Annotated in this window: 16 protein-coding genes; 7 read left to right on the top strand and 9 right to left on the bottom strand. The window is 71.2% G+C overall.

The annotated features are described in order from the left end of the window. Positions 1-37: 37 nt before the first annotated feature. Complete coding sequence (locus AAHM41_RS18920) at positions 38-1,192, bottom strand: NAD(P)/FAD-dependent oxidoreductase (RefSeq protein WP_342238123.1); 1,155 nt, start codon at positions 1,190-1,192, stop codon at positions 38-40. Between the two features lie 15 nt (positions 1,193-1,207). Next, positions 1,208-2,827 carry an FAD-dependent oxidoreductase gene (locus AAHM41_RS18925; protein WP_342238124.1) on the bottom strand — a complete coding sequence of 540 codons (1,620 nt, stop codon included), beginning with the start codon at positions 2,825-2,827 and terminating at the stop codon, positions 1,208-1,210. A gap of 132 nt (positions 2,828-2,959) precedes the next feature. On the opposite strand from AAHM41_RS18925, the gene AAHM41_RS18930 reads away from it, so the two are divergent. Both AAHM41_RS18930 and AAHM41_RS18935 read left to right on the top strand, forming a co-directional pair. Continuing rightward, a complete protein-coding gene (locus AAHM41_RS18930) occupies positions 2,960-3,580 on the top strand; it encodes a TetR/AcrR family transcriptional regulator (protein ID WP_342238125.1) in 621 nt (206 codons plus the stop codon). After that, a complete protein-coding gene (locus AAHM41_RS18935) occupies positions 3,574-4,212 on the top strand; it encodes a glutathione S-transferase family protein (protein WP_342238126.1) in 639 nt (212 codons plus the stop codon). Before AAHM41_RS18930 ends, AAHM41_RS18935 begins: the two co-directional genes overlap by 7 nt. On the opposite strand, the gene AAHM41_RS18940 is transcribed toward AAHM41_RS18935, so the two are convergent. The 3 genes from AAHM41_RS18940 to AAHM41_RS18950 form a co-directional block, all read right to left on the bottom strand. Continuing rightward, positions 4,206-5,282 carry an alpha/beta fold hydrolase gene (locus AAHM41_RS18940; RefSeq protein WP_342238127.1) on the bottom strand — a complete coding sequence of 359 codons (1,077 nt, stop codon included), beginning with the start codon at positions 5,280-5,282 and terminating at the stop codon, positions 4,206-4,208. The two genes, AAHM41_RS18935 and AAHM41_RS18940, sit on opposite strands and share 7 nt — an antisense overlap. 68 nt (positions 5,283-5,350) lie before the next feature. Then, positions 5,351-5,788: a YybH family protein gene (locus AAHM41_RS18945; RefSeq protein ID WP_342238128.1), complete on the bottom strand. Its 438-nt coding sequence runs from the start codon at positions 5,786-5,788 to the stop codon at positions 5,351-5,353. Between the two features lie 35 nt (positions 5,789-5,823). After that, complete coding sequence (locus tag AAHM41_RS18950; protein WP_342238129.1) at positions 5,824-6,345, bottom strand: hypothetical protein; 522 nt, start codon at positions 6,343-6,345, stop codon at positions 5,824-5,826. 239 nt (positions 6,346-6,584) lie between these two features. On the opposite strand from AAHM41_RS18950, the gene AAHM41_RS18955 reads away from it, so the two are divergent. After that, entirely contained in the window at positions 6,585-7,094 is a 510-nt protein-coding gene (locus tag AAHM41_RS18955; RefSeq protein WP_342238130.1) for an ATP-binding protein, read from the top strand. A gap of 21 nt (positions 7,095-7,115) precedes the next feature. Then, the gene (locus AAHM41_RS18960; protein ID WP_342238131.1) at positions 7,116-7,457 is read left to right on the top strand and encodes an STAS domain-containing protein; all 342 of its coding nucleotides are present in this window, start codon (positions 7,116-7,118) and stop codon (positions 7,455-7,457) included. Between the two features lie 15 nt (positions 7,458-7,472). Here AAHM41_RS18960 and AAHM41_RS18965 read toward each other — a convergent pair whose 3' ends face one another. The 4 genes from AAHM41_RS18965 to AAHM41_RS18980 are packed head-to-tail and all read right to left on the bottom strand — an operon-like array spanning position 7,473 to position 12,736. Further along, entirely contained in the window at positions 7,473-8,081 is a 609-nt protein-coding gene (locus AAHM41_RS18965) for a hypothetical protein (protein WP_342238132.1), read from the bottom strand. Next, positions 8,074-11,193 (bottom strand): 2Fe-2S iron-sulfur cluster-binding protein, encoded by a 3,120-nt coding sequence (locus tag AAHM41_RS18970; protein WP_342238133.1) that lies wholly within the window; start codon positions 11,191-11,193, stop codon positions 8,074-8,076. The genes AAHM41_RS18965 and AAHM41_RS18970 overlap by 8 nt, the downstream gene beginning before the upstream one ends. Continuing rightward, the gene (locus tag AAHM41_RS18975) at positions 11,190-11,465 is read right to left on the bottom strand and encodes a sarcosine oxidase subunit delta (RefSeq protein ID WP_342238134.1); all 276 of its coding nucleotides are present in this window, start codon (positions 11,463-11,465) and stop codon (positions 11,190-11,192) included. The genes AAHM41_RS18970 and AAHM41_RS18975 overlap by 4 nt, the downstream gene beginning before the upstream one ends. An 11-nt stretch (positions 11,466-11,476) precedes the next feature. Next, entirely contained in the window at positions 11,477-12,736 is a 1,260-nt protein-coding gene (locus tag AAHM41_RS18980) for a sarcosine oxidase subunit beta family protein (RefSeq protein ID WP_342238135.1), read from the bottom strand. Between the two features lie 134 nt (positions 12,737-12,870). On the opposite strand from AAHM41_RS18980, the gene AAHM41_RS18985 reads away from it, so the two are divergent. The 3 genes from AAHM41_RS18985 (at position 12,871) to AAHM41_RS18995 (ending at position 14,092) form a co-directional block, all read left to right on the top strand. Continuing rightward, positions 12,871-13,182, top strand: coding sequence for an ArsR/SmtB family transcription factor (locus AAHM41_RS18985; protein WP_342238136.1), 312 nt, complete (start codon positions 12,871-12,873; stop codon positions 13,180-13,182). Next, the gene (locus AAHM41_RS18990; RefSeq protein WP_342238137.1) at positions 13,179-13,658 is read left to right on the top strand and encodes an SRPBCC family protein; all 480 of its coding nucleotides are present in this window, start codon (positions 13,179-13,181) and stop codon (positions 13,656-13,658) included. The genes AAHM41_RS18985 and AAHM41_RS18990 overlap by 4 nt, the downstream gene beginning before the upstream one ends. Positions 13,659-13,741: 83 nt before the next feature. After that, a complete protein-coding gene (locus tag AAHM41_RS18995; RefSeq protein ID WP_342238138.1) occupies positions 13,742-14,092 on the top strand; it encodes a hypothetical protein in 351 nt (116 codons plus the stop codon). Positions 14,093-14,096 lie beyond the last annotated feature (4 nt).

The following is a 14,096-nucleotide window of genomic DNA, read 5'->3' on the forward strand; positions in this document are numbered from 1 at the left end:
GGGGGGGGGGGGGGGGGGGGGGGCGGGCCTCTCCGTTTCAAGCCGCGACCGGCGGCAGCCAGCCCTGGGCTTCGCGCCAGTCCTTGGGCAGGCCGGCGAAGCGGTCGAGGCGTATCGTCGACAGGTCGGCGAAGCTGCAGGTGCCGTCGACGATCAGGTCGCGGATGGCGTGGCCGCTGGCCGGCGACAGGCCGAAGCCGACGCTGGACATGGTGGCGACGATGGCATTGTCGAAGCCCGGCATCCGGTCGATCACCGCGCGCCCGTCCGGCGTGTTCTCGATCACGCCGGACCAGCTGCGGATCATCCGCACATGGGCGGCCTTCGGGAACAGCTCCATCAGCCGCCGGCCGATGTTGCGCAGCAGCGGGCTGGACGGCTTCGGCGGCGTCGCGAGGCCGACCGGGGGCAGCCATTCATGCGGGCCGCCGCCATAGACCAGGTTGCCGCGCAGCGTCTGCCGGCCGTACAGGCCATTGCCGTCGACCCCGCTCATCGGCATCGCCGGCAGCGGCTCGGTCACGATCATCTCGGCCCGGCCGGAGGCGACCGGCAGGTCGACGCCCAGCATCTCCGCCAGCAGGCCGGTCTGCGGCCCGGCGGCGATCACCACATGGTCGCAGCCGAAATCGCCCCGGTCGGTGCGGACCTTGGTCACCTTGCCGCCGGCGGTGTCGAAGCCGGTCACGGTGCAATGCTGCAGGATGCGGCCGCCATGGTCCTGCAGCGCCCAGGCATAGGCCTGGCTGGTGCGCTGCGGGTTGGCATGGCCGCCATAGTTCAGCAGGTAGCCGCGCTCGACCGTGTCGCCGGCCAACGGCGCCAGCTCGCGGATCTGCTTGCCGTCCAGGGTCTCGTAGTGGAAGCCCTGCTTCTCGCCCATGCGGACCCAGCCGAGCATGAACTCGACGTCGGATTCGTGCAGGACGATCTTCAGCCGGCGCTGCTGGTGCTCGGTCGGATAGCCCAGCAGCTCGTCCATCTGCGGCCACAGCCGCTGCTCCTCCGGGAACAGCGGGCTCTGCGGATGGGTGCAGCCGCCGCCGTTGCGGCCCGAGGCTTCCCAGCCGACGATGCCCTTCTCCAGCACCAGCACGTCGACGCCGCCGCGGGCCAGCCACCAGCCGGCGCTCAGCCCGGTGACTCCGCCGCCGATGATGACGACCGAGGCGCCGTTCCTTGTCTCTGCCATGATCCGCCCTCCGCCTCAGCCCTGTTTCGCTTCGCCGATAGGGATGTCCCACCAGGGCAGCCACTGGCTCTCGATGCCAAACCAGGAATCCCATTCCTGCCGCACCACCGCGGCCTCGTCCTGCGGCCACAGCACCTTCAGCGGCAGTGGCCGCACCGGCGGGCGGTAGCTGGCCAGCGGCACCTGGCCGACATCGACGCGGGAGGACAGGGCCAGCAGCATCGCCACCTGCTCGCGGCAGCGGCGGCCCTGGCACAGCCCCATGCCGGCGCGGGTCAGGCGCTTGACCTGGTCCTGGTTGACCGGGCCGTCCTCCAGGAGGGTGGTCAGCGACCGCGTGCCCATCTTGTTCGACCGGCGCTCGAGATAGCGCGGCGGGCTGATGTCCAGGAGCTCGCCGCGGCTGACCTCCTCGCACTGGCAGACCAGCACGTCGAGCCCGCCGGTGTTGAGCAGCGCCTTCAGCCAGGTCATGCGCCCGGTCATCTCACTTCCGCCCTGGCCCTGGACCGGCTGCGCCAGCCCGGCGCGGGCGGCCGCCGCGTCGGCCTCGGCGGCCTTGCCCAAAGAGGCGGCCGCGGCGATGGCCGCCACCCGGCCCTCCTGCCGCGCCACCGCAGCGTCGACCGACTTGGCGGCATGGATGCCGGCGCAGTCGCCGACGGCATAGGCGAAGGGCAGGGCGGTGCGGCCGTCCTTGTCGGTCACCGGCACATGGCCGCCGCGGTCGAGGTCGTGCACCAGCTTGGCGTCCAGCGCCGCCAGCAGCTCGATGTTCGGCACCGTGCCGATGCCCAGCGCGACGGTGTCGCAGGCGATGTCGCGCTCGCTGCCCAGCACCGGCGACAGGCCGCTGTCGACCTTGACCAGCGTCGCCGTGGTCACGCCCTCGACATTCCCCGTCGCCGCCTTGATCACATGGCCGGTCAGCACCGGCACGTCATGCGCCTGCACCGCCTCGACCAGCGCGGCGGGGCCGACCGGCTGGTCCGCCACCTCGACTAGACCCGCCACCTCCAGCCCGCGGCCCAGCGCCGTCAGCGCCAGATCCAGCGCCTCGGCGCCGGTGCCCAGGATCAGCAGGCGCCGCCCGGCGAAGGCGTCATAGCCGGCGATCAGCCGGTGCGCCGCGGTCACGCCCATCACCCCGGGCAGATCCCAGCCCGGGAAGGACATGCCCAGGTCGCGCCGCCCTGCCGCCACCACCACGCGGTCGAAGCCGACCAGCCAGGACCGGTCGGTGTCGGCCAGGCCGGCGACGGGGCCCGGCATCCACTGCACCCCGGGGGCGTTGGCGAACAGGCCCCAGACCGTGGTCTGCAGCAGCACCTCGACGCCCTTGTCGAACAGGTCGGCCAGCTCCGGCGAGGACTCGAGGATCTGTTCCAGCAGCCGGCCGGGCGTGTTCACCGCGGCGGTGGCGCGGCCGCCGAAATGCAGCGGCACATCCATGCCGATCAGGGCGCCGTCGACCGGATTCTCGTCGACCAGCAGCACCTCCAGCCCGCGCTCCGCCGCCTCGGCCGCCGCAGCGATGCCGGCCGGGCCGGCGCCGATCACGAGAAGCTGGACATGGCGTTCGACCTCCGGGGTCTTCCCGGCGACCGATTTCGGGTCGATCGGTGGATGGGACATGGCGGGCTCGTTCTCCGACGCGGCGTCCGGGCCGGCTCCCCTCTTGCCTTGCCTGCAGCAGGCATACAGGGTGGGGGCGGCATCTGGCTGGTGACGCAAGGCTACAGCCGGTACCGATCGAGGACGGACGCATTGGCGACAGCGAAGAACAGCAAAGCGACGGCGGAGGCGGGAAACGGCCGCCGGACGCTGAGCCGCGAGGACTGGGTTCGCGCCGCGCTGAAGGTGCTGGAGAAGGGTGGCGTCGCCAGCGTCAAGGTCGACCGGCTGGCCACGTCGCTGAAGGTGACGCGCGGCAGCTTCTACTTTCACTTCAACGGCCGAAAGGACCTGCTGGCGGCGCTGCTGGCGGAATGGCGCCGGCGCAACTGCGCGCCCTTCGAAGCGCTCGAAGGTCGTATCGACCTCGAAGGGACGGCGCTGTTCCGCGCCTTCCGCAACGTCTGGGTCGACGAGGACCCGTTCAGCCCGGCGCTGGACATGGCGGTGCGCGACTGGGGCCGCGCCTCGAAGGAGGTGGCGCGGGCGGTGCAGGGCGCCGACGACCACCGCATGGGCCTGCTGCGCCGCGCCTTCGACCAGATGGGCTATGAAGGCGACGAGGCGCTGATCCGCACCCGGGTCAGCTACTTCCACCAGATCGGCTACTACGCCATGGCCTTCCGCGAGCCGCGGCCGGAGCGGCTGCGCTATCTGACGATCTATGACGACGTATTGACCGGACGACCGTTCAAGGAATCGGGACCATGTTGACGATCTGGGGCCGGCGCAACGCCTTCAACGTGCAGAAGGTGATGTGGCTGGTCGGCGAGCTGGGGCTGCCGCATGAGCATGTCCCGGCCGGCGGCGATTTCGGCGGGCTGGACGACCCGGCCTTCCGCGCCAGGAATCCGCATGGCCGGGTGCCGGTGATCGACGACGCCGGCACGGTGGTGTGGGAATCGCACAGCATCCTGCGCTACCTGGCCGCCCGCGACGGCCGGCTGTGGCCGGCGGACCCGGCCGAGCGGTCGCTGTCCGACCGCTGGATGGACTGGTCGCTGGCGACGCTGCAGCGCGACTTCATGGACCTGTTCTGGGGCCATTGGCGGACGCCGGAGGCCGAGCGCAACCGCGAGCTGATCGGCCGCAAGCAGGCGGCCTGCGCCGCCCATTTCGCGCTGCTCGACGACCATCTGGCCGGCCGGCCCTTCCTGGCGGGCGACAGCTTCGGCCTGGCCGACATCCCGGCCGGCACCGTGCTGTACCGCTATTTCGGCATGGGGCTGGAGACGCCTCCGGTGCCGAACGTCCGCGCCTGGTACGCCCGCCTGGCCGAACGGCCGGCCTACCGCGAGCATGTGATGATGCCCTTCGACGATATGTTCGGCCGGCTGGCCTACTGATCCGTCTCCTGTCCGAGAAACGCGACGATCTCCTCGATCATAGCATCCCGGCCGCGCCCGGGGCGGTCGAGATGCACGTAATGGGTGGCGCCGGGCAGGGTGAGGCTGCGCACGCCTTCGGACCGCATCGCGTCATGGGCGAAGGCGGCCATGTCCTCCGGCCGGCTCCAGAAATCATGCTCGGAGCGGACCAGCAGGACCGGGGCGGTGATCGAGCCGGCATCGAACAGCCGGCGGCCGCCGGCCTGCAGGAAACTGTCCTCGGTGGCGCCGGCCGGGGCGCGGAAGGCCGGGGGATCGCGCGTGTCCGCGGCCGGGTCGCTGGCCAGCGCCGCCCGGGCATAGGCGGCGGCGACGGCCGCGTCGCGCCAGCTCGCCTTGTCCGTCGCCGGGATCGTGCGGTCCCAGGACGGGAACAGCGCCGCTTCGGTGTTCAGCGTGTAGCCGCCGATCCTGGGGCTCAGCCGGTCCGGATGGTCGGGATCGGCGGCGGGCGAGCCGGGGCCAAGGGTCGGGTGGCGGTCGGCGCCGCCATAGAGCGCGTTCAGCACCACCAGATGGCCGACCCGCTCGGGCCAGAGCGAGGCGTACCAGGCCGACCACATCCCGCCCGTGGCCCAGCCGATCAGGGCGACCGTGTCCGAGCCGGTGCGCTCCGCCGCCGCGCGGGCCACGGCGTCGATGTCGCGCACCACCTCATGGGCGCGGGACAGCGGCCGGCTCTCCGTGGCCGGGCGGTCCATCGCCGCCGGCCGGTCGGAGCCGCCATAACCGCGGGCATCCATGATGAAGACGGTGCGGCCCAGCCGCTCCGCCAGGTCCCCGGCCAGCGAGCCGCCGGGCAAGTCGAGGTCGAAGGAGGCGATCCCCGGCACGCGGGCGCCATGCACCAGGATGATCGGTTCTCCGGCAGCGCCGGCACGGGGCCGGACCTCGCGGATGCGGATGCCGATCCCGTCCGCGGTCGTGGCCCGCAGCTCCTCGCGGACGAGATCGGCGGCCGCCTCGGCCGGACCCGCGGCAAGGGCGGCGGCCAGGACAGCGGCTCGGGATGCGCGCAGGACGGACACGGTTTCCTCCGGGCTGGTGGGCTCCGGTCCTGTTTGGAACTCCGCGTCTGATCGATCAAATATCGCTTCTACTCGCTTTGATACGTCTCTGGTATCAACGGGGGCTCGGCTTCTCCGGTCGCGGCCGGCTGCACGGTCAGCAGGTTGGCGTCGCGGGTCAGCAGCCAGCGCCCGTCCGGCTGCTTGTGCAGGATGGTCAGGGTCCAGCCCGTGCGCCGCACCGGCTGGCCGACCGGCGGGATCATGGTGATGTCGAGATGGCTGCGCAGCCAGGCCCAGTCGCCCAGGACCTGCAGCTCGTGGATCTCGCCCCGGCCGTCGATCCGGAACTCCGACTGGCCGGCGGAGGCAGCGGCGAAGGCCTCCTTGCCAAAGGGCTCGTGGCCGGGGACCATGAAGACGACGTCATCCGACATCAGGCTGAGGACGGTCGCCGTGTCGCCGGCCTTGCTGGCCGCCATCCAGGTCTCGACCAGGTCGCGGATCGCGCGTTCGTCTTCCGTCATCGCAGGCCTCTCCGGGTTGCGGGGACGGAAGCAATCTAGCCGGAACCGGGCATGCGGCCAGCCCCTGGGACCCGCCTTGCCCGGAACTCGGCCAAGAGGCGCCAGTCGCGCTCGCCGTCGGGCGACCGCTCGGCCCGCCAGACGAAGGCATCGGGCGTGATCTCGCGGAAGCTCCAGCGGATGGTCGCGCCGCTCTCGTCCTTGCCGAGTTGGACGATGTCCCGCCCTTCGGCCCGGCCGAGTTGCCGCGTGTAGTACTGCTTCAGCGGGTCGTGCCACAGGATGTGCCAAGCATCGAGGCCGGGATCGTAGATGCGCAGCGTGGTGCCGAAGAAGGCGCCGGGCAGGATCCAGACATCCTGGATGGCGCGGCCCTGCAGCACCCAGCCGAAATGGATCTCGCCGCGGCCGGGCGTGGCGGTGCCGTCCTCGGCGAACAGTTTTGTCTCCATCTCCCAGTCGCCGATCAGCCAGCCATAGAGGCCCATCTTCTCGGTGCGGTCCGGCGCCGGGCCGTCGGCGAACAGGGCGGCGGTCAGGGACGGGAAGGCGGGCATGGCGAGGACTCCGGTGGTGTCGGGGAGTCCTGGATTAGGCCGTGCCGGGCGGCGGCGGCTTGGAGAAAATTGCGGCTCTGGGCCTGTCCATGCCAAGCCCGCCGGAATAACTCCAGCAAAAGAATATCCAGCTATGAGGTCGAATTTCGATAATATAGATTTTATTCTCATTTATGAAAAATGAAAATGCCGAACAATTCGGTTTGCAAGTTGCAATTCCTATTCGCCGATGGTCGGATATGACCAATGGCGTCGACATCAGGGGCGAAGTTCACGCCATCGTCACCCCTGTCGATCATAGGCTTTCCATGCAGGACGTGCTGCTCGATCTCGCGATCCCCAGCCGGTTGGAGGCGATGGGCACTGTCCAGGCCCGGCTGGACGCGGCGCTCCGGCAGCTGGGCCTCGACGACGACGCCTGCCACCGTATCGGCCTGGCGACATATGAGGCGGTCATCAACGCCATCATCCACGGCAACCGCCGTGATCCCGGCCGGCCGGTCGAGGTCCAGCTCGCCTGCGACGGCGAAGACCTCGTCATCCGCGTCGCGGACCGGGGCGCCGGCTTCGACCCGGCCGGGGTCGCCGATCCGCTGCTGCCGGAAAACTTGGCTCGGCCGGGCGGCCGGGGCCTCCTGCTCATGCGGGCCTTGATGGACGAGGTCGGCCATGGACCCGGGATGATGGGGGGCACAGTCGCCACCCTGCGCCGGCGGCTGGGCGGGGCCCCGCCCAGCCCGAATCACTGACACCAGAGGAAAGGAAAGATCATGGCGAAGATCACCACCCGAGCCCGCGACGGGGTCACCATCGTGGATGTCGTCGGCGGGCTCGTCACCGGCGACGGCGATCCTGGTCTGAGCGATGCGGTGCGCCAAGCGCTCGACGGCGGCGCGACCAGGATCCTGCTGAACCTCGGTGGGACCGACTTCCTCAATTCGGCCGGGATCAACGTGCTGGCCAGCAGCCACGCTGCGGTGTCCGACCGCGGCGGAAAGCTGAAGCTGGCATCGGTTCAGCCCAAGGTCCAGGAGGTCCTGGCGATCGCCCGGCTCGGCACCGTGTTCGAGATCCACGGTACCGAGGAAGAGGCGGTCAAATCCTTCGCCTAAGCGGCCGGCGCCGGCCTACTTCAGGCTGAACGCCCGCGGCGATTCCTGGGGCGGGGTCGGGCGGTGCAGCAGGTCGATCCGGGCGCCGAACTCCAGCGCGCCGTCGGCCAGGGCGCCGAGGGTGAACTCGGCATAGGAGACCGGCAGCAGCAGGTCGAAGGCGTCGGCCCCGGCGCGCTGCAGATGCACCCGCACATGCTCAAGCCGGGCGGTGGCGAAGTCGCCCTCGGCCAGCATGTCCGGATGCAGGTCGACCGCCGCCAGCTTGGCCAGCAGGTCGCGCGACCGCGGCCCGTCCAGACGCAACCCGACGAAGCCGCCGGTGCAGGGCACCGCGGCGACCTCCGCCGGCAGGTCGGGCAGGGTCGTCTCCGCCTCGGCGATCAGCAGCCGGCGCCAGGGGGCGACCGGCCACAGCCGCAGCCCGCCTGCCGTCAGCGTGGCTCCCGCTTCGGCGACGGCGGCGCCGAACACGCCGCGCTCCCAGGTCGCCAACGCGGCGGCGGACTCCTCGCTCCACGCGGCGAGCTGCAGGATCGCGGCGGGGCGCCAGGGGCGGAAGCTCAGGCCGTCGGCATCCAGGGTCGACAGCGTCTCGATCGGATTGAGCAGGGTCTCAGCCACGGACGCGCTCCCCCTTCGGGTCATACATGCAGGGCTCGGTGACGCGGACCTTGATGTGGCTGCCGCGCAGCGGGTCGGTGGCGAAGATGGTGCCGCCCATCCGCTCCTTGGCGCGGGCCAGGAAGCCGAGGCCAATCGGCAGCCCGGTCACCGGGCCGATGCAGCTCGAGGTGACGTGGCCCTGGGTCGGCTCGTTCGGACGGTACATGCCGCCCTCGACCAGATGGGCCCCGGCGACCAGCGGCTCGCCATCCTCCGACACCAGCCCGACCAGCCGCGGCCGGTTCGGGTCGGCCAGCCCCTCGCGCTGGGCCATCGGTTTGCCGATGTAGTGCCCCTCGCGCTTGGCGAAGCGCTCATGCGCCAGATCGGCCAAGGTGACCTGGCCGTTGATCTCGGCGCCGGTCAAAAAACCCTTCTCGATCCGCAGCAGCTCCAGCGCCTCCAGCCCGAAGCGCTGCAGCCCGACCGGCTCGCCGGCCGCGATCAGCCGGTGCCACAGGGCGTGGGCGTGCTGCGCCTCGATATGCAGCTCGTAGCCGAGCTCGCCGGTGAAGCTGACGCGCAGGATGCGGACCGGCAGGCCTTCCAGCACCACATCCCGCACCGCCATGAAGGGCAGGGCGTCGTTCGAGACGTCCGCGGCATCGCCGACCAGCCGGGCCAGCACTTGGCGAGCGTCCGGCCCGGTCAGGGCCAGGGCGGCGCGGGCCTCGGTCAGCTCGGTCACCGCCACGCGCAGCTCCGGCCAGTCGACCTCGGTCAGCCGCTCCATCATCCGCACCACGTCATGTGCCTTGGCGCTGGTGGTGGTGACGTAGAAACGGTCCTCGGCCAGCCGGGTGACGGTGCCGTCATCCAGCACGATGCCGTCGTCGCGCAGCATGATGCCGTAGCGCGAGCGGCCGACCGGCAGCGTCTCGATCCGGTTGACGTAGAGCCGCTCCAGGAAGGCGGCGGCGTCGGGGCCGGAGACGTCGACCTTGCCCAGGGTCGAGACGTCGAACACCCCGACCCGGGACCGGACGTACCGGGCCTCGCGCAGCGACGCCTCGCCCAGGCTCTCGCCCGGCCGGGGGTAGTAGTGCGGCCGCAGCCAGCCGCCGGAGCGGATGAAGACGGCGCCGTCGGCGCGCTGGATCTCGTGGAAGGGCGGGCGCCGGGTCGGGTAGGCGTGCCAGCCGACCGACCGGCCGGCGATGGCGCCGAAGGCGACCGGGGTGTAGGGCGGGCGGAAGGTCGGCGCCGCCAGCTCGCCCGGCCGCAGGTGGCGGGCATCGGCCAGGATGCCGAGGGCAGGGCCGTTCGAGGTCTTGCCCTGGTCGGTGGCCATGCCCTGGGTGGTGTAGCGCTTCATGTGCTCGGGCGAGGTGTAGCCCTCGCGCGCGGCCAGCCGGATGTCGGCGGCGGTGACGTCGTTCTGGAAGTCGACAAAGGCCTTGCCGCCGACCTGCGGGTCCGCGACCTGGGGCGCGGTGGCTGGGGCGGGGGCGGGGCGGTCCAGGAGCTCCATTCTAGTCCCCCCTCCCCCTGCGGGAGGGGGGTAGGGGGAGGGGGTTGTCGAGGCCAGGCTCGATCCGGCCGATCCTGTCACGGCGGCACCAGCCCCCTCCCCCTTGCCCCCTCCCGCGAGGGGAGGGGGGACTCTCTTGGGATTGGCGCCATGGCTCTTGGCGAAACGGGCGGCTTGCACCCCCACCGCGAGCCCGTCGGCGATCGCCGCCTCGGTCGAGGCGCGGCCGGCGCAGGCGCCGGCGGCCAGCAGCGGGCCGTCGAGATCCGGCAGCACGAAGCCGCCGCGGGTCCAGTCGAGCCGGGGGCGGATGCCGCGCTGGCTCAGCAGATGCGTGGTCGGCATCCAGCCGCCGGACATGGCGATGGCGTCGCAGTCGATCGCGACCGTCTTGCCCTGGCCGCCGGCCCGGCCGATGCGGGCGCCCTCGACGCCCAGCCGGCCCTTGGCGCCGCGCATGGTCGATCCGGCATGGACCGCGATCCCCGCCGCGCGCAACTGCTCCACCAGCGGGCCGGGCAGGGCGGCGCGGCTGTCGACCAGCCCGGCGATTTCGACACCGTGGCGCTTCAGCGCCAGGGCGGTGCGGGCGGCGCCGTCGTCGATCCCGGCCACCAGCACCCGCTTGCCCGGGGCGACGGCATAGCGATGGGCGTAGCGATGCGCGGCGCCCGCCAGCATCACGCCAGGGCGGTCGTTGTTGGGGAACACCAGCGGCTGCTCGATCGCGCCGGCCGCGACCACGATCGCTGCGGCCCGGATGGTCCAGAAGCGCTGGCGCGGCAGGTGCGGCGGCGGCTCGGCCAGATGGTCGGCGACGCGCTCGACCAGCCCGACGGTGCCATGGTCGTAGAGGCCGAAGGCGGTGCCGCGCGGCACCAGCGTCACGCGGTCGCCGACGCCCTGCAGCGCCGCCAGCCGGTCGGCCACCCAATCGGCCGCCGGGCGGCCCTCGACCGGCTCGTCCTCGCCCAGCAGGCCGCCGCCGAAGCGGTCGGCCTCGTCGCACAGGATCACCCGGGCGCCGGAATCGGCCGCGGCCAGGGCGGCGCTCAAGCCCGCCGGGCCGCCGCCCACCACCAGCACGTCGCAGAAGGCGTGGCGGCGCTCGTAGCGGTCGGGGTCGGTCTCCGTGGCCGCGGTGCCGAGGCCGGCGGCGCGGCGGATGATCCGCTCATAGACCGGTTCCCAGAACGAGGCCGGCCACATGAAGGTCTTGTAGTAGAAGCCGGCCGGGAAGACCGGGGCCAGCACGCTGTTGACCACGCCAAGCGCGTCGAAGCTCAGGGACGGCCAGCGGTTCTGGCTGTTGGCCACCAGCCCGTCATACAGCTCGACCATCGTGGCGCGGGTGTTGGGCTCGTGCCGCCCGCCGGTGCGCAGCTCGACCAGCGCATTCGACTCCTCCGACCCGGCGGACAGGACGCCGCGCGGCCGGTGGTACTTGAAGCTGCGCCCGACCAGCCGGACGCCGTTGGCCAGCAGGGCCGAGGCCAGCGTGTCGCCGGGATGGCCCTCGTAGCGCTGTCCGTCGAAGCTGAAGCCGAGCCGCGCCGACCGGTCGATCAGCCCGCCCTGGGCCAGGCGATGCGAGGTCATCGGCCGCCCCCCGCCGCCGGGCGCCGCAGCGGCTCGGCCGCCGTGATCTCATGGGTCAGCGTGTCGCGCGTGACCAGGATCCAGGACCGGCAGCCGTAATTGTGCTGCCAGTACTCCCGGTGCGCGCCGCGGGGATTGTCGTGGCGGTAGACATGGTCGAACCAGGGCGCCGCCGCGGTCTCCTCATGCGGCGGGCGTGGCGTCTCGGCATCGCCGCCATAGAAGAACTCGGACAGGTCGCGCGGGCCGCACCAGGGGCAGGGGATTCGCATATGTCTGCTCCTCAGTGCCGGTTCGCGACCGGGCCGACGCCGTTCTCGTCGATGATCCGGCCGCGCTCGAACCGGTCGAGCGCGAAGGGCCGGTTCAGCTCGTGCGGTTTTCCATTGGCAATCGTGTGGGCGCAGACCCAGCCGGAGCCGGGGATGGCTTTGAAGCCGCCATAGCACCAGCCCATGTTCAGGTAGAGCCCGTCGATCGGCGCCAGGCCGATGATCGGGCTGCCGTCCATCGACATGTCCATCACCCCGGCCCAGTGCCGCAGGATGCGGGTGCGCGACAGGTTCGGCATCAGCGCGATGGCGGCCGTCGCGATGTCCTCGACCACCGGCAGGTTGCCGCGCTGGGCGTAGGAGTTGTAGCCGTCGAGGTCGCCGCCGAAGACCAGCCCGCCCTTGTCGGACTGGCTGATGTAGAAATGGCCGCTGCCGCCCCAGGACAGGACCTGGTTGACCACCGGCTTCAGCCCCTCCGATACGAAGGCCTGCAGCAGGTGGCTCTCGATCGGCAGTTTCAGCCCGACCTTGCCGGCGAGGATCGAGGCGGAGCCGGCGGTGGCGAGGCAGATCCGGTCGGCGGAGATCGGGCCCTTGGCCGTCATCACCCCGGTCACGCGCTCGCCCTCTCGCTGAAAATCCAGCACCTCGCAATCCTCAATGATGTCGACGCCGAGATCGCTGGCGGCGCGGGCGAAGCCCCAGGCCACGGCGTCGTGCCGGGCGGTGCCGCCGCGGCGCTGGATCAGCGCGCCGTACAGCGGGAACAGGGCATGGTCCGAGTAGTCGAGGTTGGGCGCGATCCGGCGCAGATCGTCCGGCTCCAGCCAGTCGGCGTCGATGCCGGCCAGGCGCATGCCGTTGCCGCGGCGGCGCAGCGCCATGGCGCCGCCCAGCGAAGTCGCCAGGAACATCGAGCCGCGGGCCGAGAACATGACGTTGTAGTTCAGGTCCTCGCTGAGCTCGTGCCACAGCTTCAGCGACCATTCGTAGAAATGCTGGTTGTCCGGCAGCAGGTAGTTCGAGCGCACCACAGTGGTGTTGCGGCCGACATTGCCGCCGCCGATCCAGCCGCGCTCGACCAGGGCGACATTGGTGATGCCGTGGTTGCGGGCCAGGTAGTAGGCGGTGGCCAGGCCGTGCCCGCCGCCGCCGACGATGACGACGTCATAGCTCTTCTTCGGCGTCGCCTTGCGCCATGCCGGCTCCCAGCCGCGATGGCCGCCCAGCGCCTTCCGCGCCAGCGACAGGAAGGAATATCGCTGCATCCGTCCGCCTCCGCCGGTTGCCCCGGCGTCTCCCGATCCTGCCGGTACAGTACATCACTGTATGTTCGAGGGAAGAGGGAGGATGTTCGAACGCGGCCGGTTGACTCCGCGTAAGCATCTGCTTACCGTAAGTCATGGCTAACGAAGAAAGGGCCCTGGCGGCGCTGGCCGATCCCACCCGGCGGATCGTGTTCGAGCGGCTGGCGCGCGGGCCACAGGCGGTGGGCGAGCTGGCGAGCGGCCTGCCGGTCAGCCGGCCGGCGGTGTCGCAGCATCTCGCCGTGCTGAAATCCGCCGGGCTGGTGGTGGACCGGGCCGACGGCACGCGCCGGGTCTATCAGATCGATCCGGCCGGGCTGGGGCCGCTGCGCGCTTGGCTCGACCAGCTCTGGGGCCACGCCCTGGAAGCATTCAAGACAGAAGCCGAACGGGAGGAAGACACATGACCCTGGGCATCAAGCCGGCACCGATCCGCAGGAGCCTGCAAATCAAGGCCGGCCAGCAGAAGGCCTTCGACGTCTTCACCGCCGGCATGGGCCGGTGGTGGCCGCCGTCGCACAGCCTGTTGAAGGCGCCGCGCGCCGATGTGGTGATGGAGCCGCGGGCCGGCGGCCGCTGGTATGAGCGCGCGGTCGACGGCAGCGAATGCAACTGGGGGCGGGTGGTGTCCTGGGAGCCGCCGGGCCGCGTGCTGCTGGCGTGGCAGCTCACCGGCGAATGGCGCTTCGACCCCGGTTTCGAGACCGCGCTGGAAATCCTGTTCCTGCCCGAATCCGAGGGGGTCACCCGGATCGAGCTCGAGCACCGGGACATCGAGAAGTTCGGCGAGGCCGAAGAGGCGGCACGGCGTTCGCTCGATTCCGACGGGGGCTGGACCGGCGTCCTGCGGGCCTTTGCGGAGGTGGCCGAGCAGGCGGCCTGAGGGGCAGCATACCACCATATTCTTGCTTCAATTCGGAGTCAGCGTCGCCACTGGCCGATCGGGGGTCGGCAGGAGATGACGCGATGACCGGTGTTCTGACGTCCGGTGTGTGGCGTGTCGGCGGGATCGGCGCCCTGGCGCTGCTGGTGGCCTGCGGGCCGACTCCGTCAGAGATGCAGCTGAACTATGCGTCGCAGCGCTGCTCCTATGGCGACCCCTATGCCTGCAACGCGCTCGGCCAGCTGTCCTACCAGGCGCAGGTTGAGCGGCAGCAGCAGGACACCAACACGGCGCTGGCCGTGGGCGTGCTGGCGCTGGGCGGCCTCGCCATCGCCGCAGCGGCCTCGGATGACGACTACGATGACGGCTGGCGCCGCCGGCGCTGGCGCAACGACGGCTGGGGCTATCGCGGCCGGGGTCGCCATCGCTGGTGAGCCG

The organism is Inquilinus sp. OTU3971 (assembly GCF_038440215.1).

Excerpts from the sequence above, each read along its gene's own strand:
- AAHM41_RS18920 (WP_342238123.1), bottom strand. The coding sequence starts at position 1,192 with ATGGCAGAGACAAGGAACGGCGCCTCGGTCGTCATCATCGGCGGCGGA.
- AAHM41_RS18925 (WP_342238124.1), bottom strand. The coding sequence starts at position 2,827 with ATGTCCCATCCACCGATCGACCCGAAATCGGTCGCCGGGAAGACCCCG.
- AAHM41_RS18935 (WP_342238126.1), top strand. The coding sequence starts at position 3,574 with ATGTTGACGATCTGGGGCCGGCGCAACGCCTTCAACGTGCAGAAGGTG.
- AAHM41_RS18945 (WP_342238128.1), bottom strand. The coding sequence starts at position 5,788 with ATGACGGAAGACGAACGCGCGATCCGCGACCTGGTCGAGACCTGGATG.
- AAHM41_RS18950 (WP_342238129.1), bottom strand. The coding sequence starts at position 6,345 with ATGCCCGCCTTCCCGTCCCTGACCGCCGCCCTGTTCGCCGACGGCCCG.
- AAHM41_RS18955 (WP_342238130.1), top strand. The coding sequence starts at position 6,585 with ATGACCAATGGCGTCGACATCAGGGGCGAAGTTCACGCCATCGTCACC.
- AAHM41_RS18960 (WP_342238131.1), top strand. The coding sequence starts at position 7,116 with ATGGCGAAGATCACCACCCGAGCCCGCGACGGGGTCACCATCGTGGAT.
- AAHM41_RS18970 (WP_342238133.1), bottom strand. The coding sequence starts at position 11,193 with ATGACCTCGCATCGCCTGGCCCAGGGCGGGCTGATCGACCGGTCGGCG.
- AAHM41_RS18975 (WP_342238134.1), bottom strand. The coding sequence starts at position 11,465 with ATGCGAATCCCCTGCCCCTGGTGCGGCCCGCGCGACCTGTCCGAGTTC.
- AAHM41_RS18980 (WP_342238135.1), bottom strand. The coding sequence starts at position 12,736 with ATGCAGCGATATTCCTTCCTGTCGCTGGCGCGGAAGGCGCTGGGCGGC.
- AAHM41_RS18985 (WP_342238136.1), top strand. The coding sequence starts at position 12,871 with ATGGCTAACGAAGAAAGGGCCCTGGCGGCGCTGGCCGATCCCACCCGG.
- AAHM41_RS18990 (WP_342238137.1), top strand. The coding sequence starts at position 13,179 with ATGACCCTGGGCATCAAGCCGGCACCGATCCGCAGGAGCCTGCAAATC.
- AAHM41_RS18995 (WP_342238138.1), top strand. The coding sequence starts at position 13,742 with ATGACCGGTGTTCTGACGTCCGGTGTGTGGCGTGTCGGCGGGATCGGC.